The organism is Rhizobium sp. Root491 (assembly GCF_001427205.1).
Lineage (GTDB): Bacteria > Pseudomonadota > Alphaproteobacteria > Rhizobiales > Rhizobiaceae > Agrobacterium > Agrobacterium tumefaciens.
Map to the genome: position 1 here is coordinate 14352 of NZ_LMFF01000016.1, position 23448 is coordinate 37799.

General features: G+C 58.6%; 22 protein-coding genes. 2 read left to right on the plus strand and 20 right to left on the minus strand.

The annotated features are described in order from the left end of the window. Positions 1-5 precede the first annotated feature (5 nt). Positions 6-1166 carry a glucoamylase family protein gene (locus ASD46_RS18565; RefSeq protein ID WP_025593417.1) on the plus strand — a complete coding sequence of 387 codons (1161 nt, stop codon included), beginning with the start codon at positions 6-8 and terminating at the stop codon, positions 1164-1166. A gap of 160 nt (positions 1167-1326) precedes the next feature. Here ASD46_RS18565 and ASD46_RS18570 read toward each other — a convergent pair whose 3' ends face one another. The 12 genes from ASD46_RS18570 to ASD46_RS18625 form a co-directional block, all read right to left on the minus strand. Then, the gene (locus ASD46_RS18570) at positions 1327-1722 is read right to left on the minus strand and encodes a c-type cytochrome (protein ID WP_025593419.1); all 396 of its coding nucleotides are present in this window, start codon (positions 1720-1722) and stop codon (positions 1327-1329) included. Between the two features lie 68 nt (positions 1723-1790). Further along, positions 1791-2348, minus strand: a complete 558-nt coding sequence (locus ASD46_RS18575; protein WP_025593421.1) for a gluconate 2-dehydrogenase subunit 3 family protein — start codon at positions 2346-2348, stop codon at positions 1791-1793. Next, positions 2348-4033, minus strand: a complete 1686-nt coding sequence (locus ASD46_RS18580; RefSeq protein ID WP_003515231.1) for a GMC oxidoreductase — start codon at positions 4031-4033, stop codon at positions 2348-2350. The genes ASD46_RS18575 and ASD46_RS18580 overlap by 1 nt, the downstream gene beginning before the upstream one ends. A 153-nt stretch (positions 4034-4186) precedes the next feature. Further along, complete coding sequence (locus tag ASD46_RS18585) at positions 4187-5041, minus strand: sugar phosphate isomerase/epimerase family protein (RefSeq protein WP_025593424.1); 855 nt, start codon at positions 5039-5041, stop codon at positions 4187-4189. A gap of 128 nt (positions 5042-5169) precedes the next feature. Continuing rightward, positions 5170-6339: a Gfo/Idh/MocA family protein gene (locus ASD46_RS18590; RefSeq protein WP_025593425.1), complete on the minus strand. Its 1170-nt coding sequence runs from the start codon at positions 6337-6339 to the stop codon at positions 5170-5172. Between the two features lie 11 nt (positions 6340-6350). Further along, the gene (locus ASD46_RS18595; protein ID WP_025593428.1) at positions 6351-7400 is read right to left on the minus strand and encodes a sugar phosphate isomerase/epimerase family protein; all 1050 of its coding nucleotides are present in this window, start codon (positions 7398-7400) and stop codon (positions 6351-6353) included. Between the two features lie 33 nt (positions 7401-7433). Further along, positions 7434-8456 (minus strand): LacI family DNA-binding transcriptional regulator, encoded by a 1023-nt coding sequence (locus ASD46_RS18600; RefSeq protein WP_025593429.1) that lies wholly within the window; start codon positions 8454-8456, stop codon positions 7434-7436. A 3-nt stretch (positions 8457-8459) separates the two neighbouring features. Then, a complete protein-coding gene (locus ASD46_RS18605) occupies positions 8460-9428 on the minus strand; it encodes an ABC transporter permease (protein ID WP_013636086.1) in 969 nt (322 codons plus the stop codon). A gap of 1 nt (position 9429) precedes the next feature. Next, complete coding sequence (locus ASD46_RS18610; RefSeq protein WP_019566277.1) at positions 9430-10374, minus strand: ABC transporter permease; 945 nt, start codon at positions 10372-10374, stop codon at positions 9430-9432. Next, positions 10371-11864, minus strand: a complete 1494-nt coding sequence (locus tag ASD46_RS18615; RefSeq protein ID WP_025593431.1) for a sugar ABC transporter ATP-binding protein — start codon at positions 11862-11864, stop codon at positions 10371-10373. Before ASD46_RS18615 ends, ASD46_RS18610 begins: the two co-directional genes overlap by 4 nt. A 119-nt stretch (positions 11865-11983) precedes the next feature. Beyond that, complete coding sequence (locus ASD46_RS18620; RefSeq protein ID WP_003515239.1) at positions 11984-13006, minus strand: substrate-binding domain-containing protein; 1023 nt, start codon at positions 13004-13006, stop codon at positions 11984-11986. A 300-nt stretch (positions 13007-13306) separates the two neighbouring features. Continuing rightward, positions 13307-13780: a ribonuclease H family protein gene (locus ASD46_RS18625; RefSeq protein WP_025593434.1), complete on the minus strand. Its 474-nt coding sequence runs from the start codon at positions 13778-13780 to the stop codon at positions 13307-13309. Positions 13781-13898: 118 nt separating this feature from the next. Here ASD46_RS18625 and ASD46_RS18630 point away from each other — a divergent pair, with 118 nt between their 5' ends. Continuing rightward, positions 13899-14279 (plus strand): RDD family protein, encoded by a 381-nt coding sequence (locus tag ASD46_RS18630; RefSeq protein WP_013636091.1) that lies wholly within the window; start codon positions 13899-13901, stop codon positions 14277-14279. Between the two features lie 65 nt (positions 14280-14344). On the opposite strand, the gene ASD46_RS18635 is transcribed toward ASD46_RS18630, so the two are convergent. The 8 genes from ASD46_RS18635 to ASD46_RS18670 form a co-directional block, all read right to left on the minus strand. Continuing rightward, positions 14345-15118 (minus strand): class I SAM-dependent methyltransferase, encoded by a 774-nt coding sequence (locus ASD46_RS18635; protein WP_025593436.1) that lies wholly within the window; start codon positions 15116-15118, stop codon positions 14345-14347. A gap of 178 nt (positions 15119-15296) precedes the next feature. Next, on the minus strand, positions 15297-17078 hold the full coding sequence (locus ASD46_RS18640; protein WP_013636093.1) for a chloride channel protein: 1782 nt from the start codon (positions 17076-17078) through the stop codon (positions 15297-15299). Positions 17079-17099: 21 nt separating this feature from the next. Beyond that, complete coding sequence (locus tag ASD46_RS18645; RefSeq protein ID WP_013636094.1) at positions 17100-17930, minus strand: MBL fold metallo-hydrolase; 831 nt, start codon at positions 17928-17930, stop codon at positions 17100-17102. Positions 17931-17932: 2 nt separating this feature from the next. After that, positions 17933-18715, minus strand: a complete 783-nt coding sequence (locus tag ASD46_RS18650) for a TatD family hydrolase (RefSeq protein ID WP_003515245.1) — start codon at positions 18713-18715, stop codon at positions 17933-17935. A gap of 11 nt (positions 18716-18726) precedes the next feature. Continuing rightward, positions 18727-20277, minus strand: a complete 1551-nt coding sequence (gene metG, locus ASD46_RS18655; protein ID WP_003515246.1) for a methionine--tRNA ligase — start codon at positions 20275-20277, stop codon at positions 18727-18729. Between the two features lie 104 nt (positions 20278-20381). Beyond that, complete coding sequence (locus ASD46_RS18660) at positions 20382-21407, minus strand: DNA polymerase III subunit delta' (protein ID WP_013636095.1); 1026 nt, start codon at positions 21405-21407, stop codon at positions 20382-20384. Then, positions 21400-22074, minus strand: coding sequence for a dTMP kinase (gene tmk / locus ASD46_RS18665; RefSeq protein ID WP_003515249.1), 675 nt, complete (start codon positions 22072-22074; stop codon positions 21400-21402). Before tmk ends, ASD46_RS18660 begins: the two co-directional genes overlap by 8 nt. 137 nt (positions 22075-22211) lie before the next feature. After that, the gene (locus ASD46_RS18670; RefSeq protein WP_025593439.1) at positions 22212-23384 is read right to left on the minus strand and encodes a D-alanyl-D-alanine carboxypeptidase family protein; all 1173 of its coding nucleotides are present in this window, start codon (positions 23382-23384) and stop codon (positions 22212-22214) included. Positions 23385-23448 lie beyond the last annotated feature (64 nt).

Consider the following 23448-nt stretch of genomic DNA (forward strand, 5'->3'; position numbering starts at 1 on the left):
ATCGTATGCGATCCGATGGTGTTGCGATCCATGAGATCGCGTCGGTCTCCGGGATCGGGTTTGGTTTCCTTTCGCTCATCGTTGGTGTCCGCCGTTCTTGGATAACCGAACAGGAAGCCATCGCCCGGGCGAGCCGGATGTTGAGATCGCTGGCAAGTGTGAAGCGTTTTCATGGCGCCTTCCCTCACTTCATCGATGCGTCCAGCGGAAGAACGATACCCTTCGCGAAATTCGACGACGGCGGAGATCTCGTTGAAACCGCTCTTCTGGTTCAGGCGCTGATCTGCGTCAGACAGTTTTTTGGCGCGCAGACATCCTCCGAAATCGATTTACGCCGGTCCATAAATGAAATCGTCGAGACGGTGGAATGGGGCTGGTTTACCAGGGGAAAGCCCGGGCCGCTGTTCTGGCATTGGAGCCGTCGGTATGCATGGGCGAAAAACTTGCCGATTGTGGGCTGGAACGAAGCCCTTGTCTGTTATGTGCTCGCGGCGGGTTCAACGACGCATGCAATCAGCGCGGAGTCTTATCATTCCGGATGGGCAAGCGATGGCGAAATCCGGAACGGATCGATGTATCTCGGTGTTCGGCTGCCGCTTGGCCAGCCGTATGGAGGACCGCTTTTCCTGTCGCACTATTCCTTCTGCACACTCGATCCGCGCGGTCTCGGCGATGTTTATTGTCACGACTATCTGGAGCAGGTTCACGCGCATTGCATGATCAATTACCGCTACTGCCGCACGCGCTACCCAAGTGAGGCCGGGTGGGGTCTGTCTGCGTGTGATGGGCCAAAGGGCTATGTCGTAAATTCTCCGACCGACGATGACGGCATCATTGCGACAACGGCAGCCCTCTCCAGCATGCCCTTCTTTTCTCATCGCTCACGCGAGGCGGCGTTGCGTTTTCTGCAATGGAACAATGGTGCACTCATCGGCCGCTTTGGCCTCATGGATTCATTCCAGCCCTCAACCGGCTGGGTGTCCGGAACGCATCTGGCGATCAATCAAGGGCCTGTTGTTGCGATGATGGAAAACTATCGCAGCGGCCTGATCTGGGATTTATTCATGAACGCGCCGGAGGTGAAAAACGGCTTGGCCAAACTGGGCTTCCATCAGGACAGGTCTTTCGAAAAGTCGGGCCTGCAGGAAGGACGGACCGACCCCTGAGAACCGGTGTTTGAGTAGCGCAAATCCATCCTCGAAGACAACGCCGGAAGGCCTTGGCAATTCGTTGGCAAGGCCTTCGGCGCGCAGGATATGCTGGGGTAAAGTCGTGGTCATCGTCTCAAAACTGCAGGAGTTTTGATGTTCGATAAACGGCGTGCTGTCATTCGGCTGGTTTCGAAGACGCGCTTTCGATATAGGCGATAAGATTATCCAGTTCTTCCGGTTTGCTGATGCCCGCCAAGGCCATCTTGTTTCCGGGGATTTTCTTCTTGGGAGCGCTGAGAAAGTCTCGCAGTTCCTCCGGTGTCCACACCAGCCCTTCCCCGCCTGCTTTTTTCATCGCATTCGAGTAATTATAGTCCGGATCGCCGCCCGCAGTGCGGCCGATGATCCCGTTAAGCTGCGGGCCGACCTTGTTTTTCGCGCCCTCGCCGATGGCGTGACAGGCGGAACAGCGCTTGAAGGCCGCCTCCCCCTTGGCAACATCGCCCTCTGAAAAAGCGGGAATGGCGCTTGCTGCCAGCATTGCCGCCGTGAAGATCATTCTCTTGCGCATCGTGTCATCCTTGTTCTGCCGTATGAACGCGCCCGCCTGCGAATGCAGGCGGGCGGCTTGTTCTCAATTCAGGTCGTGCCCCAGGCGGGCGTACCCTTCTTGTAGGGAACGCAGGTCTCAAAGCCGCCGGGGATTTCGTCGTAAACGAGAACCTCGGTGGCGCCGATCTTCGAGGTGAAGAAACCGAGCAGCGTCAGCTGCTTGACGAGTGTGAAGGGATGCGGTGCGGTCGGTGTCTGTTCCGCCCGGGCCTGTTTGTCCAGCGCAGAAATCAGCGTCTGCCGCTCCTGCGACGCCAGCTCCAGAAACGCCTTTTTGTATTCCGTCCGGCTGCGGTTTTCGATGTCAGCCATCGCGGAGAGGAAGAGTTTCCGCTGTTCGCCCGTGTAACAATCGGCCGCATAGACTGCCATGAATGCGCCAACGGCAGCGTCCTTCGCACCCGGGGTGGATGTGCGAGGGATAATCGTTTCAGCCACCTCGTCCAGAAGCCGGATTTCCTCCGGGCTGAACACGTGGACGTCGCCGGCGGGCTTGGCGGCGTTTTCCGCAGTGACCACGTCAGAACCGATCAGCGGAAGACCGGAGGCAATGGCTATCAGTTTCAGCAGTTCACGTCTGTTCATCACAGATTCCCCTTCTTGCGTTCGGAAACGGCAAATTCGGCGGCACGCGCCGTCAGCGCCATGTAGGTGAGCGACGGGTTGACGCAGGAGGCCGAAGTCATGCAGGCACCGTCAGTGACAAAGACGTTCGGCGCATCCCAGACCTGGTTGTTGCCATTAAGCACGGAAGTTTTGGGGTCGCGTCCCATGCGGGCCGTACCCATTTCATGGATGCCCATGCCCGGCGCATAGCTGCCCCTCGACGGTTTGACGTTCTTGATGCCGACCGCTTCGAACATCTCGACTGCGTCATTGACCATGTCTTCGCGCATATCGAGTTCGTTCTGCTTCATCTCGACATTCATCGACAGGACTGGCAGGCCCCATTTGTCCTTCTTGTCGTGGTCCAGCTTCACGCGGTTCTCGTGATAAGGCAGCATTTCACCGAAGGCAGTCATGCCGATAGTCCAGGCGCCCGGCTGGGTCAGCGCTTCCTTGTAGTCGGCTCCGATGTTGAGTTCGGCGATTTCCCGCTCCCAGCGCGAACGGCTGGCGGATCCCTGATAACCGAAACCGCGCAGATAGTTCCGCTTGTCGTCGCCGGTGTTGCGGAAACGGGGAATATAGAATCCCGCCGGGCGGCGGCCCTTGAAATAAAACTCTTCGAAACCTTCCACCTCGCCGGTGGCGCCCATGCGGAAATGGTGGTCCATCACATTGTGGCCGAGTTCGCCCGAGCTGCTGCCGAGCCCTCCCTCCCACACGTCTGTGGCCGAGTTCATCAGAACCCAGGTCGAGTTGAGCGTCGAAGCGTTGAGGAAGATCACATCGGCGGTGTATTCATAGGTCAGGTTCGTTTCGGCATCGATGATTTCGACACCGCGCGCCTTCTTCTTGTCCTTGTCGTAAAGGATTTCCTTGACGATGGAGAAAGGCCGGAGCGTAAGATTTCCGGTGGCGACTGCCGCCGGCAGGGTCGATGACTGCGTGCTGAAATAGCCGCCGAAAGGACAGCCCAACCGGCACTTGTTGCGGAACTGGCAGCGCGTGCGCTCCTGATCGGGAAGTTCCTGGGTGATGTTGGCGCAGCGCGAATTGATGAGGTGTCGCGTGCCTTTAAAGGCAGTTTTCAACCGGCGTGCCACATCCTCTTCAACGCAATTCAGCGGAATAGGCGGCAGGAATTCACCATCAGGAAGAATGTCCAGCCCCTCGCGGCTGCCGGAAATGCCGGCGAAACGCTCGACATAATCATACCAGGGAGCAATGTCCTGATAACGGATCGGCCAGTCAACGGCGATCCCTTCTTTGGCATTGGCCTCGAAATCGGTCTGCGACCAGCGGTAGGTCTGGCGTCCCCACAGCAGCGAACGGCCGCCGACGTGATAACCACGGAACCAGTCGAAACGCTTTTCTTCGACATAGGGCGTTTCCTGCTCGTCGGCCCACATGCCGAGCGTGGCCTCTTCCAGCAGATAGTCGCGGCTGAGCACCGGATACTTCGCCTTCATCTCCTGCGTGGCGCGGTTGCGATGGGGATAGTCCCAGGCTTCCTTGTCGGCATTCTGATAATCGGTAATGTGCTCGATGTTTCTGCCGCGCTCCAGCAGCAGAACCTTCAGGCCTTTTTCCGTGAGTTCCTTTGCAGCCCAGCCTCCACTTATGCCTGAACCGACAACAATCGCATCATAATGATTGTCCGCCATGATAACTCCTCCGATTGGTACTTGGGTAAAAAGTCGACGAGACAATGCGCTCCCCGTCGCAACGCGGCGGAAACTTCATCATGCGTCTGTCGAACCTTATGCGCCCCGGCGAAACCGGCCGCCGAGGTGCGGTTCTGGTTTTACTGGCAGTGTTTACTGAATGGTCGGCAGGCGCTCGCTCAGGAACGCGTTGCCCTTGGTCACGACCGCTTCGGCATCGAGCGGAAGGTCGTGTTCAAGGATGAACCACTGTGCGCCGGCATGTTTGGCCGCCGGCAGGATCGTCTTCCAGTCGAGAACGCCGGTGCCAATCGTTGCAAAGCCGCGCTCGTTTTCGGCCGTGCCGGCCGGTGCATTGTCCTTGGCGTGGATTGCGAAAACCCGACCGTTCAGAGTGCCGAGGAACTCAGCCGGATCATTGCCGCTGCGCGCCACCCAGGCGACGTCGAGTTCGCTCTGCAGTTTCGGGCCTGCGGCGTCGAGCAGCAGTTCAAGCGCCGTCTTGCCGTCGAACTTGACCATTTCAAAATCATGGTTGTGATAGGCCATGGAGAGGCCAGCCGCGGAAAGCTTGTCGGCATATCCGCCAAGTTCCTTGCCGAAGGCTGTCCAGCCTGCGGCGTCCTTAGGGCGGTCTTCGGGCTTGAGGAACGGCACGGTCACGACCGGATTGCCGACAGCCTTCTGCTCGGTGATGACCTCGTCGAGATTGCCGCGAAGCTTGTCGATCGGCACATGCGAGGAAATGACCTTGATCTTGTGCTTTTCCAGAAGCGCGTTCAGCTCGCTGGCGCTGACCTTCTGCATATCCACCGTTTCCACGGCGGAAACGCCCGCGCGGTTGAGGATGGCAAGCTGCTCCTCAAGCGTTCCGGCGTTGCGCAGTGTGTACATCTGCGCGGCAATCGGCAGCGTCTTGCTGTCATCGGCAAAAACCGGATTTGCGAAACCGGCCGCCAGTCCGACGACGAATGCCATCTTTGCGAATTTTGACTTGAACGTTTTCAAACGCGTGACTCCCTTTCCGTTTGATCAATATGACGACACGCCTGCCCGTGCTCTTCCGAACAATTAGTCGGGTAATGCTGGGCACAACCTCCGATGCCCTGCGTCGTCAGTCCCCGATATCCAGTGATCTAAATGTCGATCTCTACCCAGGACGAGGTCAGGCTGGACCGCACGGCCGCATCGATGAATGCGAGACCCGCAAGGCCGTCCTCTATGCCGGGATAAATCACATCCCCGGCGGCTGCTTTTCCCTCCCTTTTTGCGATGATTGCGTCTGCGGCTTCACGGTAGATCGTCGCAAAACCCTCGAGATATCCCTCCGGGTGCCCTGATGGCACACGGCTGACGCGGTTGGCGGCAGCGCCTGCGCCCGCGCCATTGCGCGTAATCAGCCGCTTGGGCTCGCCGTAAGGTGTGAACCACAGCTCGTCCGGCACGCGGTGGTGCCATTCAAGGCCGCCCTTATCGCCATAGACCCTGAGCGACAGGGCGTTTTCATTGCCGACAGCGATCTGGCTTGCCCAGAGCATGCCCTTCGCGCCGCTTTCGTAACGCAGCAGAATATTGGCGCTGTCATCCAGCTGCCTGCCCGGAACGAAGGAAGTGAGATCTGCGTAGAGGCTCGCGGGAATTTCACCGGTCACGAAGGCGGCGGCGTTGAAAGCGTGGGTGCCTATGTCGCCGATTGCCCCGCCCGCGCCCGAGCGGCTTGGATCGGTGCGCCATTCCGCTCCCTTTGCGCCGGTCTTTTCAACCGCTTCGGTCAGCCAGTCCTGGGCATATTCTGCCTGGACATGGCGCAGCTTGCCTATGGCACCGTTGGCCACCATCTCCCGCATCTGCCGCAACATGGCATAGCCGGTGTAATTATGCGTGAGGATGAACAGCCTTTCGGATGCCCTCACGATCTTCGCCAGCTCCTTGGCCTCCTCCAGCGTCGCTGTGACGGGTTTGTCGCAGATGACGTGGATGCCAGATTCGAGAAAGACCTTGGACGGGGCGAAATGCAGGTGATTGGGAGTGACGATGGCGACCGCCTCGATACCGTCTTCACGACCGGCCTCGGCCGACGCCATCTCCTCAAAAGAAGCGTAGGACCGCTCGGGCGCTATGCCTAGCAGGGTTGCCGAAGCGCTGGCGCGTGCCGGGTCGGAGGAAAGCGCACCGGCGACCAATTCGTAACGGTCGTCGAGCCGCGCGGCGATACGATGCACCGCGCCGATAAAGGCACCCTGACCGCCACCCACCATGCCGAGACGAATGCGGCGGCTATTAAATCTTGCTGTTGTGGAGGACATGTCTATCCCTTTCAAAGCCCGAGAAGGCGACGGTTGGCGGCATCATCGACGCCGCTTTTAGCGAAATCGTCGAAAGCCCGCTCAGTCACGCGGATGATGTGATTTTCAATGAAGCCGGCACCTTCACGCGCCCCGTCCTCCGGGTGTTTCAGCGCGCATTCCCATTCCAGCACGGCCCATCCTTCGAAGTCGTATTGGGTGAGCTTGGAAAACACCGCGCCGAAATCGACATGCCCGTCGCCGAGTGAGCGAAAGCGCCCCGGTCGGTCGACCCAGCCTTGATAACCGCCATAAACGCCGGACCGGCCAGTCGGATTGAACTCGGCATCCTTGACGTGAAAGGCCCGGATGCGCTCGTGATAGATATCGATGAAATCAAGATAATCCATCGCCTGAAGCACGAAGTGCGAGGGATCATAAAGGATGTTGGCGCGGGAATGATTGCCGGTCGCCTCCAGAAAACGCTCGAAGGTAATGCCGTCATGCAGGTCTTCGCCGGGATGCAGCTCGTAGCAGAGATCGACGCCATTCTCCTCGAATGTATCGAGAATCGGCGTCCAGCGCTTGCCGAGTTCAGCAAAGGCCATTTCGACAAGACCTGCGGGGCGCTGCGGCCACGGATAAACGAAAGGCCACGCCAGCGCGCCGGAAAAACTCGCATGGCTCTTGAGGCCCAGATGCTGCGAGGCTTTCGCCGCGCACTTCAGCTGGTTGACCGCCCATTCCTGACGCGCCTGCGGTCTGCCGCGCAGTTCGGCGGGCGCAAAACCGTCGAACATCTCGTCATAGGCAGGATGAACAGCGACGAGCTGGCCCTGAATATGGGTTGAAAGCTCGGTGATCTCGATGCCTGTCTCGGCCAGACGTCCCTTGATATCATCGCAATAAGCCTTGGAAGCGGCAGCTTTCTCAAGATCGAGGAGCTTGGGATCGGTCGGCACCTGAATGCCCTTGTAACCAAGGGAAGCCGCCCATTGGCCGAGATTGTCGAGCGTATCGAAGGGTGCCTTGTCCCCGACAAATTGCGCGAGGAAAATCGCCGGGCCTTTGATCGTCTTCATGTCCTTACACTCCTTGCATTCACTGTCTGGCCGCTACCGGTGCGGCGAACGGCAGGGCGCGACCGAGCCGCGCACCACCAGTTCCGTATCCAGCACGATGGTTTCGGCCGTGCGTTTGCCATTAAGCCGGTCGACCATCAGCGCCATGGCTTTGCGGCCCATTTCCTGCCGGGGCTGGCGCACTGTCGTTAGCGGTGGTTCGAAGGCATTGGCGAAAATTATATCGTCGAAGCCAATGACCGAGACATCGGTCGGCACGGACAGCCCGCGCCCGCGCAGCTCGCTGATTGCGCCAATCGCCATCTGGTCGCTCGAGGCGAAGATGGCGGTGAAGGAAATGCCGTTTTCGAGAAGTCCGGCAATCGCCTGTCTACCGGCTTCGATGCTGTAATCGCCTGTCACGACGAGTTCATCCGCGTAACCGATACCCGCTTCCGCAAGCGCGTCGCGGTAGCCCTCGAAACGCTCCTGTGCCAGACTTTCCGGAAAAGGTCCGGCGAGATGCGCGATCTTCGTGTGCCCTGCTTCGATCAGATGATGCACGGCGTTTTTGGACGCGGCGCGGTTATCGACCTTGACGGTGGGCAGCGCGATGCCTGGCACGGTTTCCGAAGCGATGACGATCGGCGGCAGCGCGTCACCCTGACCGAGAAGCTCTGAAGGAAACTGGCCGGTCATCAGGATGAGGCCGTCAGCATGTTTCTGCCTGACCATGTCGATATGTGTCGCCACGCGGTTTTCGTCGTTACGGGCGTCGCCCATGAGCACCTTGAAGCCCGCCTCCCCAGCCGCTTCCTCCACGCCCTTGTAGATCTCGAGATAAAACGGGTTGCCGATATCGCGAACGAGAAGAATGACAGTGTTGTTGGATTGACGCCTGAAGCTTGCGGCCTGGGCGTTGGGAACAAAGTTCGCCTGCCTGACGGCATCGAAAACCTTCTTCCTCGTTTCCGGGCGGACTTTGTCGGGTTGTTGCAGCGCCCGTGACACGGTCGCGATCGAAACGCCCGCGAGAGCTGCAACTTCCCTGATATTCGAACCTTGGTCTTTGCTCATCTGTCACACACGCAACTGCTTTTGGCGGCCATAAAGCAGCATCAGCGCAAGTAACGTGACACCGAATATGATCTGCCGGGCCCATACATCGAGGTTGAGCGTTATCAGTACGCTTTGCAGAATGGTGAGCGCAACTGCCCCAGCCATGGTTCCGATATATCCGCCCGCACCACCGGCAAGCGAAGTGCCGCCGATGACAACAGCGATGATCGATGGAAGGACATATTGGTCGCCGACAGAAATGAAGGAGGTGCCGGTATAACCGATCACGCAGACCCCGGTCAGACCGGCAAACAGGCCGGACAGGCCGTAAAGCAGCGTGCGGATCAAAGACACGGGCAATCCGACCAACGTCGCCGCCCGCTCGTTGGAGCCGATGGCGTAAATGGAGAAGCCGAAGGCCGTGCGGCGCAGCACGAACAGCATGATCGCGGCAATGCCAAGCCAGACGAAGAGGACGCCGGGAATACCGAAAACGAGAGGCCGGTTGATGAAACCCGCCAGGAGGGGCGCCGCCGCACCTGATGGAACGCCCTGCGAATAGACCACAAGCCCGCCCTGGATCACTGCTGTCATGCCGAGTGTCATGACCAGCGGCGGAATGCGCACGAAGGTGATGCCGAGGCCATTGATGAGGCCGATCAGGAAGGGAATGCCACCTGCGACCAGTATGGCGAGCGGTATTCCGACATTCTGTCCGTTCATCATGTTGCCGGCAAGGACCGCGCCGAGCGAGATCATCGCGCCGACGGAAAGATCGATGCCTTCGCGTCCGCCGAGGATCACAAGATTTTGGCCCGCCGCGACGATACCGAGAATAGCGGCGATCGTCAGCAGCCGCACGATCTGCGACCCCTGTGCGAAGCCGGGCGACAACAGTTCGCCGACCAGCAGCAGGAACACTGACGCGCCAATCGCAATGGTCAGGGGATCGGTGATGATGGATTTGATTTTCAAACCGGGATTTGTCATCTCAACGCCTCGTCACCAGAACGCCGCCGGCAAGTGCCGTCAGCACGATCAACCCCTGCACCAATGTCTGGTACTCGAAGGGCAAGCCCGCAAAGAAAATCACATTGCCGATCATGCCCAGCACCAGCGCGCCGGCGATCGATCCTGTCGAGCTGCCGAACCCGCCGGAAAGTGCTGTGCCGCCAAGAACGACCGCCGAAATGGAGGAGAGCGCCAGGCTTGCACCGAGCAAGGGGTCGCCGGAGGCGGTCTCGCCCGTCAGGCACAGCGCTGCGAGCGCCGAAAACAGACCGGAAATCATGTAGGCGCCAATGCGAATGCCGGAGAGGCGCAGGCCCGTCTGGAAAGCGCCCGTGCGATTGCCGCCCACGGCCAACAAATGCACGTGAAACGGAATGCGCGACACAACGAGCGTAAAGGCAATACCAGCCAACAGCATCCACAGCACGAAAGGTAAACCGATGAAACTACCGGAATAGGTCTGCCAATAGGCTTCCGGCACGGGAAGACCGGCCTGCGGCAGAACCCAGATCGCCAGACCGGCAAAGATGATGCCCGTCGCGAATGTGGTGACGATGGGCTGGAAACGCAGGCCGGATATGAACAGGCCGTTGACCAGCCCACAGATCAGTCCGACCGCAACTCCCGCTCCCATGCCTGCAACGACGGCACCTGCCGTTCCGCCAAGTGCAGCGATGACGCTGACGGTAACGACATTGGCGAGCGCTACGATGCTTCCGACCGACAGGTCGATATCCCCCGCCAGAATGACATAGGTCTGACCGATGGCGACCAGGATCAGGGGAAGAAATGTCGTCAGGTTCGACTGCAATACGGCCGGCTGCACGAAAGACGGCTGCAGAAACGTGTTGACGCCGATGAGAACGGCCAGAACCACAAGAGTTATGATCCAGGGTTGCTTGCGCACAAAACCGAGGGAATTCATGCGGCGTCTCCATAGGCGGCGCGAGTCATGTTGACGGATGTCATGTCGGCTCCGGTCAGCTCCGCAGAAATGCGTCCGCCGTTGAACACGAGAATGCGGTCGGCATATTCGAGGATTTCCGCATCTTCCGAGGAATAGAGAAGAATGGTCGCGCCCGCGTCAGCCTGCTGGCGCATAAGCGCGAAGAGATCGGCCTTGGCGCCAAGATCGATACCCTTGGTCGGATCATCGAGCAGCAGCAGTTTTGGCGCGGTGGCAAGCCAGCGGGAAATGAAGATTTTCTGCTGGTTGCCGCCTGAGAGCGTGCCTATCGGCATATCCATGCCAGCAAACTTCGTCTTCATGTCGTCCGCGACCTTCTGCACACGCGGCTTCAGCGTCGCGGGCCGGACCAGTCTCATCTTTTCGCGCACCATCAGAGCTGCAACAAGATTTTCGAAGATCGACCGGCCCTGAAGCGAGGCATCACGTCCGCGGTCGCCCGACACATAGGCAAAACCGTTATGAACCGCCTGCGAAGGCTTGCCGATGGCGACATCACGGCCCTCGAACTGGATTTGCCCGGCGGCAAAGGGGCTTGCGCCGAACAGGCCCTTCAGCAAGGCCGACTGGCCCTGCCCCTGCAATCCCGCCAAACCGACGATTTCACCCGGATAGGCTTCCAGACTGATACCGCGAACACCCTCGCCCGCAACGTCCGTCACCTTCAGGCTGGGCGCTGCACCTGCGCGTCCCTGCTGGCGGGCAGGTGCGGCGCGGACATCGCCGACCATGTCGTGCACCACGGCCTCGCGGGTGGTAGCGGCGGTGTCGAGTTCCGAAATGGTCGCACCGTTACGCATGACGGTGATGCGGTCGCAGACAGCAAAAACCTCATCGAGCCGGTGGGAAATCATGATGGTGGAGATACCGTCCGCCTTCTTGGCTCTGAGTATCTCAAAAAAACGCTCGGACTGGCGGCCATCAAGTGCCGCCGTTGCCTCATCCATGATCATGAGGCTGGCGTTCTGGGCGAAAACTTTCAGGATTTCGACGAGCTGGCGCTGATCGGGCGGCAGATTGCCGACGATCGCATCCGGCTCCAGACCGGTGCCGGCAACCCCGTCAAACAGCGCGATCAGCCTGCGCGCCTCGGCTTTCAGGGCCTTGCTGTCGACAAAAACGCCGCGCTTCGGTTCGCGACCGAGAAAAATATTGTCAGCGACGGAAAGCTGCGGAATGAGGCTTAGCTCCTGATAAAACAGCGCAATGCCGGCATTTTCGGCGTCACGCGGGCTTTTGAAGCGCACGTTTTCGCCGTTGAACCGGATGGTGCCGCTGGTCGGCGCGACCGCACCTGCAACGATCTTGCAGAGCGTGCTCTTGCCGCAACCATTTGCGCCCAGCAGCGCGTGAATTTCACCGCGACCAACGGTCAGCCTGCCGTCGGAAAGCGCACGCACGGCGCCAAAATTCTTCTGTATGCCGGCCGCTTCCAGAGCGTTCGCCATCGCATGTCCCCGAATTTTACTTGTCATTGTGCTTCGTCACTGGCGGACGCGCGCAATACGCGGTCCACATTCGAATTTCAGGTTTCGGGCTGGCGTTTGCGGCCAGCCCGAGACTGATCTTACTTGAAGAACTCGCCAGCCTGTTCCGGCGTCACGGTTGCCGTGACGGACCAATAGCCCGGCTTACCTTCGGCGGACTTGATGTTGTCCGCGAGGTTGTCGTTGCTCACGAAGGGGATCGGAATATAGATGGCGTTTCCGTAGGTACCGCCGAAAATGCCGTCCTTGAATTCCTTGCCCTGCAGCTTCAGAACCGCAACGTTGAGCGCGCTGGCCATGACACCCGGAGGATTGACGGAGGCGCCGGAGTTGAACTTTTCCTTCTCCCAGCGCGTCATGAAGTCCTTGCGGATTTCACCTGTCGCGGCGATGTCCTTGGTCTTGCCGGCGGCTTCGATTGCGCGCCATGCGCCGTCGGCCATGCCGTCCTGCACCCACACACCGCTGATATCGGGATAGGTGGCGAGAAGGTTTTGCATCGCCTGCTGGCCCTGCGCCTGATCCCAGCTCGCATTGGCCTCATTCAGCACCTTGATATCAGGATATTTCTTGAACACTTCGCGGTAGCCGGCGACGCGGGCTTCGTTGGCGGGATTGCCGGCGATACCGTTGATCGCGACGACGCTTCCCTTGCCCTTCAGCGAATCCGCAAGCCACTGTGCGGACTGTGCCGCCCAGGCCTTCTGGTCGATGCCGACATAGATCGCGTCCTTAGAAGAAACTTCCGCGTCGGTTGCGATGACGAGAATGTTGCGTGCTTTCGCCTGAGCGAAGATCGGATCAAAAGCAGTCGGGCTGCCGGGATTGATGAGGATCGCATCAACGCCCTGGTTCATGAAATTGCGGATATGGCCGATCTGCCCCTGCACATCGACATTACCGCTCTGAACGACGACTTCGACCTTCACGCCCTTTTCGCCCCACGCCTTTGCGGCAGCCTGGGCTTCCTCGATCATCTGCGTGCGCCACTCGCTGCCGACGAAAGAATTGGAAAGACCGATCTTGAAGCTCTGTTCCTGAGCATGCACGGACGTGCCCGCCGCCAGCACCATAGCGGCAGCAGCCATCAAATGTTTAAACATGAAAATTCGCTCCTCCAAGCACGGTTTTTAACCGATGAAACCGTTTACATCAGTGAATGTAACCGGTTTCATAAATGAGTCAACCCAGCTGGGATTTTTTATGCACCCGTTGCCACAACGAATTGCAGACCCTTGGCGGAGAGATTGGGTGGCAATTTAAGGAGGAACAGCGGCACCATACTGGCGTGGATTGCAGGGCTGATAACGCCCCAATTTTGTTCATGTGCGGACAGCTTGAGGCTCCGCTACTTCAACAAGAACAAGCTGCTGGCGTGTGTCTATAGACCGGTTGGCGTGAGACTAATTGCCCCCATCCACCATCTTGGTACGGGCCAAAGCATCCGCGAGATCGTTCCCGGTTATACCGGAATGTCCCTTGCACCACGCTATCTCGACGTTCGGATTACAAAGGAGCAAACGATCCACATTCTGCCACAGACCGCCATCTGGTATCTGTCGTTTGCGTTTTCGCGAATCTGGATTGATGCGTTTCCACCCGTTGCTCCGCCAGATTTCGCGCCAGCGATGGCAACCTTCCATCACGTGAGCGGAGTCTGTCCAGAGCTTGGCTGGCCGGCCTGGAGCCTGTGCATCGAGCCATAAAAGTGCATTCATGACCGCCATGACTTCAAACGAATTGTTCGTAAGTCCGATTTCCGTTCCTCGCGCAGCATGGATCTGCCGCTCGGTTTCAAACACGATGAACGCCCAGCTTCCCGATAATGCAACAGGGTCGTATGAACCATCCGCGTAGATGACGAGTGGAGCAGTCATGGAGCTCGCTTCCTTGCGTCAGAGGCGCTTGGAAAGAATGACAGCGCTTTCGGGTGTTTTCTGTAGATAGCTTGTACAATCATCTTATTCGAGTCAGATTCACGTCCAGGGATGAAACATGATCTTCAAACGCATCGTCGCAGGAATAGTCGATCTCATCTTGCTCATCAGTGTGGCGTTTGCACCGACATTCATCGCCGCAGAGTGGCTACCGCAGTATATGGACGCTCCAGCGGGGCAACCGCCGACACCCCTGATGGGTGTAACGCTTTTATGGCTGGCATCCGTGTTGTTTTGCTATTTCCCGGCCTTCGAAAGCAGCGCCTTCATGGCAACTCCCGGAAAACTGCTAATGCGATTAAAGGTCGTCCGGCGCACCGGCGAAAGACTGACTTTTACGCAAGCGCTCTATCGCATGGTCTTCGGCCCGCTCGCAATATGGTTTCTACCCTGGTACCGCGACCATTTCTCGGGTGGTGCGATTGTAAAGGACCGCTGAGTTTGTGGTTGTGTGATTTCACACTCAACCCCTCACCTTTCCCGTTTCCCATTACCAGTCCCGTTTCAAGGACGGCGGCAGGTCAGGATGAAACGACGGTAGACGAAAGTTCGCAGCCTGTTGCGCAGGTTGGTGTTTTTCCGCTGCGCTCTCGCAATCGGGGCATGTGAGTGCAGTTCGATGCCGGTAAAGCCGGCGGCGATCAGGAGCGGCTTCAGCATCTGCGGGCGCAACCCCTGCCCGAACGGAAGCGCCTTCATGATTGCGGCATGATGGCTGCTTTGGGCACCATCGTAATTCTTGTCGGCCCCCACCGAAAGATCGATGAGCCGGATCAAAAGGCTGGCGAGACGCCCTGCCGGTTTTGGCGTTGCCCAGTCACCATCGAAAAACAAGAGCCGACCGCCCGGACGAAGCAGCCTGAACCACTCGCGGAAGGTCTCCTCAGGCTGCGTCAGTGTCCAGACCAGATGCCTGCAAATGATCGCATCATAGGACGCATCCGGCTCCATGGTGTTTTCGGCATCCGCCATCACGAAACGTAGCCTTGGTTTTCCCGCATGTTTGGCGCGCGCTACGGATAACATCGCTTCTGAAAAGTCGAGTGCCGTGACCTCGTGGCCGAGATCATGAATAAGCCGCGTCACCTCGCCGGTGCCACAGGCCAGTTCAAGGATATGTTTCGGCTCAGGTCCCATCAGGTCGCGGATCGGCTTCTGCCATGCATTGGCCTCGGCGCCAGCTGCTATCTTGTGTCCAAAGGCCAGATCGAAAGTCTCTGATCTTTTCGACCAATAATCGCGGATTTCCTCCTTGAGATCGAAGTTGCCGCCATCCATGGTCTATTCCTTTGAGTACTCAAATCGCATCCGCTGCGGCGAATGACAGCTTGCTTCACAATGTGATGCCAAGTTAGCCCATGCGACATCGCTGGAAAATCAGAAGTCTGTGGCCCAGAGATATAGATCATAATAAACCTATATATTTCAAGATATAAGTGCAGTTTCCTGATGTGATTTATAACTCTCCTGACGCCTCCCGGCGCCTTTGCTCGAGCTCTTCGCTATACCGCCTCAGCGTATGGCTTTCCGTCAGCAGGCCCACGGGTCGGTTTTCGATCTTGTCGTTGACGACAACCAGAGCTTCGCTTTCGGTAGCATCGAAGGCTGCCGCCGCCTGACGTGCGTTCATCGCCGGCAGCAGCACGTCGTTCTTGTAATTGAGGTAGGTCTCGAGGCTGATCTTGGAGGGATCGCGATCCATCGGATCGGCGTAGATTTCCGGCACGAGGACCATGCCGGCATAACGCCCGTCATCGTGTGTCATGATAACCCGCTGCGTAGAGCCTAGCGGAAACTTCTCCTTGAAGGCCGGAAGTCCCATGCTGACATTGGCCTTGCGAATATCGGCGCGCATCATCTTGCCCACCGTCAGGTCGCGGATCCAGCCGATATCGTGGGCGCTGCGGATGCTTTCGCCCCGCAGGTGAAAACGCCAGGTGGCGAAGGAGTAACCGAAGGTGGTGCGTACCACGAGCGATGTCGTGATGACGGCCGCGAGCACCAAAGCCGTGATCTGGAAGTCTCCGGTCAGTTCCAGCGCCAGAAACGTCATCGTCAGAGGACCGCCGATAATGGCGGCGGCAAAAGCACTCATGCCGACCACGGCGTAGACCACGGGTGCTGTCGAGCCATAGCCGATATAGGGTGCGCAGAGTGCGAAAATCTTGCCGACCAGCGACCCCATGAACAGCGAGGCAAAAAACAGACCGCCGCGGAAATTCGAGCCGATGGAAATCGCGCTCGCCGCAGCCTTCAGCAGGAAAAGCCCGGCCAGCCCGTATATCGTCAGATCGGCATCGATGTTGAGATGGAGCGCACCGTGGCCGCTCGACAGGACCTGCGGTGAAATCAGCGCAAGTGCGCCCACCGCCACGCCACCGATTGTTGGACGCAGCCAGCCGGGAATGGCGCTTTTGCGGGCCGTTTCCTCGATAAGGGAGACCGTCTGCATCAGCACGATGCCGATAAACGCACATACCACGCCGAGAAAGATGGCCGGTACATAATCCGGCGGCGTCACACGGCTGGCATCATAGATATCGATGGACAGGCCATGTCCGCCGATAAGCCCTGCCACGATGCTGGCCACCAGCGCCGAGACAATGAGCGGCGCGAGTGTCACGACGGTATAGGTGCCGATGATGAGTTCTATGGCATAGAATGCCCCGGTCAGAGGCGCGTTGAAGGCAGCGGCAATGGCACCAGCAGCACCACAGCCGACGAGGATGCGCATGTCTCCTCGTCTCAGCTTCAGCTTGATACCGATCTTGGAGGCCACACCGCTGGCGATCTGCGTATAGCCTGCCTCAAGCCCGACAGATGCGCCGAAACCGTTTGAGACGATGTTCTGCACGCAGACGATGATGCTGTCCGTCAGCGAAAGGCGTCCGCCATGCAGCGCATTTGCCTCGATAGGGTCGACCATCGGCTTTTTGCGGGTTTTCGAAAGAATGAAGAGGATCAGGCCGAGTACGATGCCGCCAATGACCGGCCCGGCAAGCACGATCCAGCCGGAGAGTTCACTGCTGCTCAGCCGCTCGACACCGAAGACCAGCACATGAAGGGCCGTACTCAATCCGCCAATCAGCGCCACCAGAAGGCCGGCCGCTATGCCGATGAGGACGGCGAGAGCCACCAGCCCCAGCTCGCCGCGCCGGAACATCGCCCGCAGGCGACTGGAGCGCAGATTGTCGAAGAAGCTCGCCATACTGGGTGCACGGAAAGGCCGGGTCGACATGCTGTTCCTTTTCAGGCGGTATTAGGGCGCTTCAATCTCAAGTTCGACTTCGAAACGCATCTGGTCGTAAGCCGGTTCAACATGATCAGGCGTTTCGCGCATCACCGTGTCATAATCGAGCGGAATGTGCATATGGGTCAATATCGCCCTTTTGGGTGCAAATCTATCGATCCAGCCGAGCGCCTGTTCGAGCGAGAGATGGCTGGGGTGATAGCGGTGCTGCAGCGCATCGATGACGAGGACGTCGAGACCGGCAAGCTTGGGCACGCTTTCGACCGGAAAATCGCTGACATCGGTGCAATAGGCGACATTGCCAATCCGGAAGCCGAGCGAGTGCACGTCACCATGCTGCTGCATGTGCACGTTGAAAGGTATCGACCCGCCTGCCCCGTCGATGATCAGGGTCGCGTCGATATCGGCGATGATCCGCGGCTCGACGATCGGCGGATAACTGCTGCCCGGAGGCGTTTCCAGGCAATAGGCAAAACCATCCCAGATGCGCGCCATGGTGACTGGATCGGCATAGATCGGAATGCGGCTCTGCTGAATGGCGAAATAGATGCGCAGATCGTCAATACCGTGCAAATGGTCGGCATGGGCATGAGTGTATAGAACCGCATCGACTGCCTCCACTTTGGCGGCAATCATCTGCTCGCGAAAATCAGGCCCAGTGTCGATGACGACGGTGGTCTTACCGCCATCAGGCCCGATCTGCTCCACCATGAAGGCCGCACGAGTACGCCGATTCCTGGGGTTTTCAGGATCGCAGGCGCCCCAGTCGCCGTTGATGCGCGGTACGCCGGGAGACGACGAACATCCGAGAACCGTAAAGCGGCGACGGTAGATTGCCACGCCTACACCCTTGTCATCTTCGAAAAGCAGCGGAAAGCATTCTCGGTGGTGATTTCGGCCATGCGCTCGAACGAGATGCCATGTACCTCGGCCAGCACTTCTGCCGTGTTTACTACATAAGAAGGCTCATTGCGCTTGCCGCGCCAACGCTTAGGCGCGAGATAAGGCGCATCCGTTTCCACCAAGAGACGGTTGAGCGGCACGGTGGCTGCAATATCGCGGATATCCTGCGATTTCGGGAACGTCAGAATGCCGGAAAAGGATACGTAACCGCCAAGTTCGACGCCGGTTTTGGCGAGATCGGGACCTGCGGAAAAGCAGTGCAGAATAAAGGGAAAAGCACCCTTGTCGCTTTCTTCACGCAGAATCGCAGCCATGTCCTCATCAGCGCTGCGGCTGTGGATGACGAGCGGAAGCTTGGTTCTCCGCGCCGCCTCGATGTGGCGAACGAGGCCGGTCTTCTGGTCTTCCGGCTTTTGCGTGTCGTAGAAATAATCCAGCCCCGCCTCGCCGATCGCCACGATCTTGTCGTGGCTCTCGGCAAGCCGCACAAGCTCGTCGGCCGAAATGTCGAGTTCTTCGTCGGCATTGTTCGGATGCGTGCCGACCGAGCAGAAAACCGACGGATATTTTTCCGCAATCTTCAGAAGCTCGGGCAGACGGCGCACCCGGGTCGAGATCGTCACCATCTGGGCAACGCCGGAAGCATGGGCGCGGGCGATGATATCGTCGCGCTCAGCCTCGAAATCGGGAAAATCCAGATGGCAATGCGTATCGATCAGCATGGTCGTCGCCTTCACGCTTCCGGTGCGACGTAACGCGGGAAGACCGGCTTCGGTGCCTCAAGCGGCGTTCCCGGAACCAGACGTCCGGCTTCGCCGAGTGCGGCAAAATCCCGTTTGTCGGCAGGGGCAGCGACGAGATCGAGCAGCTTCTCGCAGGATCCCGGCATGAAGGGCTGCAACAGAATGCCGATCTGGCGGACGACTTCCGCCGTCACGTAAAGCACGGTGCCCATGCGTTCTGGGTCGGTCTTCTTCAGAGCCCACGGCTCCTGCGACGCGAAATAGCGGTCGGTTTCCGAAACGACGGCGATGATGGCCGCAAGCGCGCGATGGATGAGCTGCTTGCCCATCTCCTCACGGCAGAGTGCCAGAAGCCCGTCGGCGGAGGCGAGCATCGCCTTGTCTTCATCGGTCAACGGCCCGGGCGTCGGGATCTGTCCGTCACAATTCTTGACGATCATCGACAGCGAACGGCTGGCCAGATTGCCGATGCCATTGGCAAGATCTGCGTTGATGCGGGTGGCGATGCCCTCTTCGCTATAGCTGCCGTCCTGGCCGAAGGAGACTTCGCGCATGAAGAAATAGCGGACCTGATCGAGACCGAAATGGTTGACCAGATTGACCGGATCGACGACGTTGCCGAGCGACTTAGACATCTTCTCGCCCTTGTTGAGCAGGAAGCCGTGCGCATAAACCCGCTTGGGCAGCGGCAGCTTGGCGCTCATTAGGAAGGCCGGCCAATAGACCGCGTGGAAGCGAATGATGTCCTTGCCGATGATATGCACGTCGGCCGGCCAATATTTTGCGCGCGGACCGTTCTTGTCTTCGATGTAACCCGTAGCGGTAATGTAGTTGGTCAGCGCATCGACCCAGACATACATGACGTGCTTCGGATCATCAGGAACCTTGATGCCCCAGTCGAATGTCGTGCGGGAAATCGACAGATCCTTGAGGCCGGATTTGACGAAGGAGATGATCTCGTTGCGACGCTCAGCGGGACCGATGAAATCCGGGTTCTCCTCGTAGAGCTTCAGCAGCTTGTCCTGATATTCGGAGAGCTTGAAGAAATAGCTCTCCTCCTCGACCCATTCGACGGGCGTGCCCTGCGGCCCATAGCGAACGCCGTCGGCGCGCACTTCCGTCTCGTCCTCGCCGTAATAGGCCTCGTCGCGCACGGAATACCAGCCGGCATAGCTGTCCTTGTAGATGTCGCCGCTGTCGGCCATCAGGTTCCAGATATTGCGCGAGGTCTCATGGTGACGTTCTTCCGTGGTGCGGATGAAATCGTCGTTAGAGGCGTTAAGGAGCTTGCCCATCTCGCGGAACTGATCGGAATTGCGCTGCGCCAGCTCTTCCGGCGAAATGCCTTCCGCCCGCGCTGTCTGCTGCATCTTCTGGCCGTGTTCGTCGGTGCCGGTCAGGAAGAAAACATCCATTCCATCCAGGCGCTGAAAGCGTGCCATGGCATCCGTCGCAATCAGTTCGTAGGCATGGCCGATATGCGGCTTGCCGTTAGGATAGGAGATTGCGGTGGTGATGTAGAAGGGTGTCTTGTCTGTCATGACGGTCTATCGACTTTACAGGCTGTTTTTTGGATAGACCGCTCTTAAACGATTGTTCGCAACAGCGAAAGCAAAAGCGTACGTTCCGTACGATCTCTTGGGTCTCACACGCCGCGAACATCTTCCAGAATGGAAAGCACCATCTGCTTCTTGTCGAGATTATAGGCCTGCGCCACGGTAATTCGTTCCGAAAGCGTCGACGAAAGGCGCGCATGTTTCTCTGCCGCCGAGATATCACCGGCCATCGCCGCCGCTCTTGCACGCGCCATCAACTCCTCCGTCACGTGCTCCATGAAGAAGCCGAGAACGATATCGCCATCCTTCTGTGCCAGAACTTCGGCAAGCTTGTGCATCTGCTTGCGTGCACCGGGCCCTTCGGCCGTCATGACGGAGGCGAGCGCCTCCACAATGTCGGAGCCGCCATAATTCATCAGTTTTAACGCCTGCGCGACGCTGCCCTTGGAGGCGGAAAGCAACGCATCCCGCTTTTCGCCAGCCGGGCTGATACCGAGATGATCGAGCGACTGCACCATATCCGCATCCGAAAGCGGCAGCAGACGGAGCGGCATGCAGCGCGAGCGGATTGTCGGCAGCAATTTGCCCGGCGCATGCGACAAAACGAGGAACATCGCCCGCTTTGGCGGCTCTTCCAGTATTTTCAGAATGGCGTTTGCGGCATTGCGGTTTAGATCGTCAGCCGGATCGATGATGACGATACGCCAATTGCCGGTGCCCGAGGTCTGCGAGAAGAAGTGCCCTGCCCGCCGCACCTCATCCACCGTGATGGCGGATTTCACGCGGCCGGTCTTTTCATCCGCCGGGCGGGTCAGATGCAGCAGATTATGCGACGCACCCGACGTTATCTGCCGGCTGACAAGCGATTCCGTATCGGGATCGGCCAGGAAATCCGGTGCTGTGGCTGGATCGGGATGGGTAAGTACGTGGTTGGCGAAACGGAAAGCGAGTGTTGCCTTACCAATGCCTTCAGGGCCTTCGATCAGGATCGCATGGTGGCCCTTGCCGGAGCGATAGGACTGCGCAAGAAACGCCTCCGCTTCGCCATGGCCGAAAAGCTTCGTGTTCTGCTGCGGCGCAATTGCGCCGTCGAGAACGCCCTGAACCTCACTCATGCGCCGTGCCCGCCGCAGTCTCCAGCCGCTCGAGCAAAGGCTCGACAAATGACATGACGTCTTCCGTCACTTTTTCTTCCGGCTGATCGGCATTGACGATCCGACAACGACGCGGCTCGGCAAGCGCAATATCCAGATAGGCTTCACGCCGCTTCTCGTGGGTCTCGATTTCCTCTTTTTCGAAACGGTCCGGTGCGGCACCCTCATCCGCACGCTTTCTGGCCCGGGCAAGGCCCTTTTCGGCGGCGATATCGAAGATCAACGTCAGTTCCGGTACGACGCCATCAATAGCAACGCGTTGCAGCGTCTCGATGAAATCCGGCTCCAGATTGCCGGTCGTACCCTGATAGACACGTGAGGAATCAAGAAACCGGTCACAAAGCACGATTGCGCCACGTTCCAGTGCCGGGCGAATGACCTCCTCGACATGGTCGTTGCGCGCTGCCGCAAACAGGATTGCCTCCATGCGCACGCCGAAGGATTCGGCAGCACCCGACAGCAGAACATGGCGAACGGCCTCCGCCCCCGGCGAACCGCCCGGCTCACGGGTCACGATCACATCGAAACCACGGTCGCGAAGCGCCTCGGCAAGCGTGCGAATCTGCGTCGACTTGCCAGCGCCTTCGCCGCCCTCGAAGCTGATGAACAATCCGGTCTTTTCGGCCAATGTCACGTCCTGTGAGGAATTCTCAGAAATATCGAAATGCCTGTTTACAGCATCGAACCGAAAAGTGTGAAGCGCTTTTCAGAAAATCCGGTGTCTGAACAAAAGCATAGGGAAAGTTGCGGCTTGCGGGATAGGCATCAGAGCCAGAACAGCAGCAATTCCTTGAGCGCCCCGGCTGCATTCTGGGTCAACGTGCCCTTGCCGACTGCCGTTCTCGTGTAAAGCGGCACTTCCCGCAACAGTCTTTCGCCCGAAAAAACCTTGAGTGTGCCGACATTCGCACCAGTGTCGAGCGGTGCATTGAGCGGCCAGCGATAGACGATCCGCCCGGAAATACGCTCGGGATTATTCACCGGTACCAGCACGCTGACATCTTCCCGGGGCGACAGGTCTACATGCGAGACATCGCCACCGTAGACGCTGACCGAACCTACAGCTTCGTCCTTTGCAAAAAGATGGCGTTTTTCGAAGGCCGTCAGCCCCCAGTCAACCACCCGGCGTGCTTCGTCCTGGCGCGTCTTGTCGTCGGCGATGCTGCCAAGCGCCAGATAGACCCGGCGGCCTTCCCGCTCGGCCGAAACGACAGCTGCGAAACCGCTGCCTTCCGCAAAACCAAGCCCGAGACCGTCTATGCCGTTACCCAGCAGAGAGTTCTTGTTGCGCTGGAAAATCCGGTTCCATTCGAAATCCGGCTTGGTGAAAAGCCCATAGCGATCGGGATAGGTATCGCGCAGATGCTGGGCGAGAAGCACCATATCCTTCGCGGTCGTCTGGTTGCCCGGATCGGGAAGACCCGTCGAATTGGCAAAGACACTGCGGTTCATGCCGAGTTCGCCGGCTCTCACCGTCATGCGCTTGGCGAAAGCGGAGTCGGACCCTGCCATGCCTTCGGCGACAATGATGCAGCCATCATTGGCGTTCTGCACAATAATTCCCGTCAGAAGATCGTTGACGCTGACGGAGGATTTCAGCGCTGCAAACATGGTCGAGGTCCGCGACGGCGCACCACCCGTGCGCCAGGCATATTCAGAAACGGGATAAGCTGTCTCGGGCGTTACCTGCCCTTTGGCCAGCGCATCCAGAATCACCTCCACAGTCATCAGCTTGGCAAGCGAAGCGGGCGGAAAGGATTGATTTTCATTCTGGGAAAGCAGCACCGTGCCGGTTTCGGCATCAATCATATAGGCCTGTTCGGCCTTGGCGATGAAAGGTGCTGTTTGCGTTTGCGCTTTCGCCGGACCGTTACCGAAAAACGCAAATGCGAGCGCTGCCGCGACCGGGAGAAAAGAACGATGAATGGCCTTGTGCATGAAACCGCCCAGCTTTCCCTGCCGCAACCCGCCGCTCGCGACGAAAACGCAAGTCAGCCATAAA

Bases quoted from the DNA above. Each gene is read 5' to 3' on its own strand.
- ASD46_RS18580 (WP_003515231.1), bottom strand. From the start codon at position 4,033: ATGGCGGACAATCATTATGATGCGATTGTTGTCGGTTCAGGCATAAGT.
- ASD46_RS18605 (WP_013636086.1), bottom strand. From the start codon at position 9,428: ATGACAAATCCCGGTTTGAAAATCAAATCCATCATCACCGATCCCCTG.
- ASD46_RS18650 (WP_003515245.1), bottom strand. From the start codon at position 18,715: ATGCTGATCGATACGCATTGCCATCTGGATTTTCCCGATTTCGAGGCT.
- ASD46_RS18625 (WP_025593434.1), bottom strand. From the start codon at position 13,780: ATGACTGCTCCACTCGTCATCTACGCGGATGGTTCATACGACCCTGTT.
- metG (WP_003515246.1), bottom strand. From the start codon at position 20,277: ATGACAGACAAGACACCCTTCTACATCACCACCGCAATCTCCTATCCT.
- ASD46_RS18660 (WP_013636095.1), bottom strand. From the start codon at position 21,407: ATGAGTGAGGTTCAGGGCGTTCTCGACGGCGCAATTGCGCCGCAGCAG.
- ASD46_RS18565 (WP_025593417.1), top strand. From the start codon at position 6: ATGCGATCCGATGGTGTTGCGATCCATGAGATCGCGTCGGTCTCCGGG.
- ASD46_RS18610 (WP_019566277.1), bottom strand. From the start codon at position 10,374: ATGAATTCCCTCGGTTTTGTGCGCAAGCAACCCTGGATCATAACTCTT.
- ASD46_RS18630 (WP_013636091.1), top strand. From the start codon at position 13,899: ATGATCTTCAAACGCATCGTCGCAGGAATAGTCGATCTCATCTTGCTC.
- ASD46_RS18600 (WP_025593429.1), bottom strand. From the start codon at position 8,456: ATGAGCAAAGACCAAGGTTCGAATATCAGGGAAGTTGCAGCTCTCGCG.
- ASD46_RS18595 (WP_025593428.1), bottom strand. From the start codon at position 7,400: ATGAAGACGATCAAAGGCCCGGCGATTTTCCTCGCGCAATTTGTCGGG.
- ASD46_RS18635 (WP_025593436.1), bottom strand. From the start codon at position 15,118: ATGGATGGCGGCAACTTCGATCTCAAGGAGGAAATCCGCGATTATTGG.
- ASD46_RS18575 (WP_025593421.1), bottom strand. From the start codon at position 2,348: ATGAACAGACGTGAACTGCTGAAACTGATAGCCATTGCCTCCGGTCTT.
- ASD46_RS18570 (WP_025593419.1), bottom strand. From the start codon at position 1,722: ATGCGCAAGAGAATGATCTTCACGGCGGCAATGCTGGCAGCAAGCGCC.
- ASD46_RS18640 (WP_013636093.1), bottom strand. From the start codon at position 17,078: ATGTCGACCCGGCCTTTCCGTGCACCCAGTATGGCGAGCTTCTTCGAC.
- ASD46_RS18590 (WP_025593425.1), bottom strand. From the start codon at position 6,339: ATGTCCTCCACAACAGCAAGATTTAATAGCCGCCGCATTCGTCTCGGC.
- ASD46_RS18620 (WP_003515239.1), bottom strand. From the start codon at position 13,006: ATGTTTAAACATTTGATGGCTGCTGCCGCTATGGTGCTGGCGGCGGGC.
- ASD46_RS18615 (WP_025593431.1), bottom strand. From the start codon at position 11,864: ATGGCGAACGCTCTGGAAGCGGCCGGCATACAGAAGAATTTTGGCGCC.
- ASD46_RS18670 (WP_025593439.1), bottom strand. From the start codon at position 23,384: ATGCACAAGGCCATTCATCGTTCTTTTCTCCCGGTCGCGGCAGCGCTC.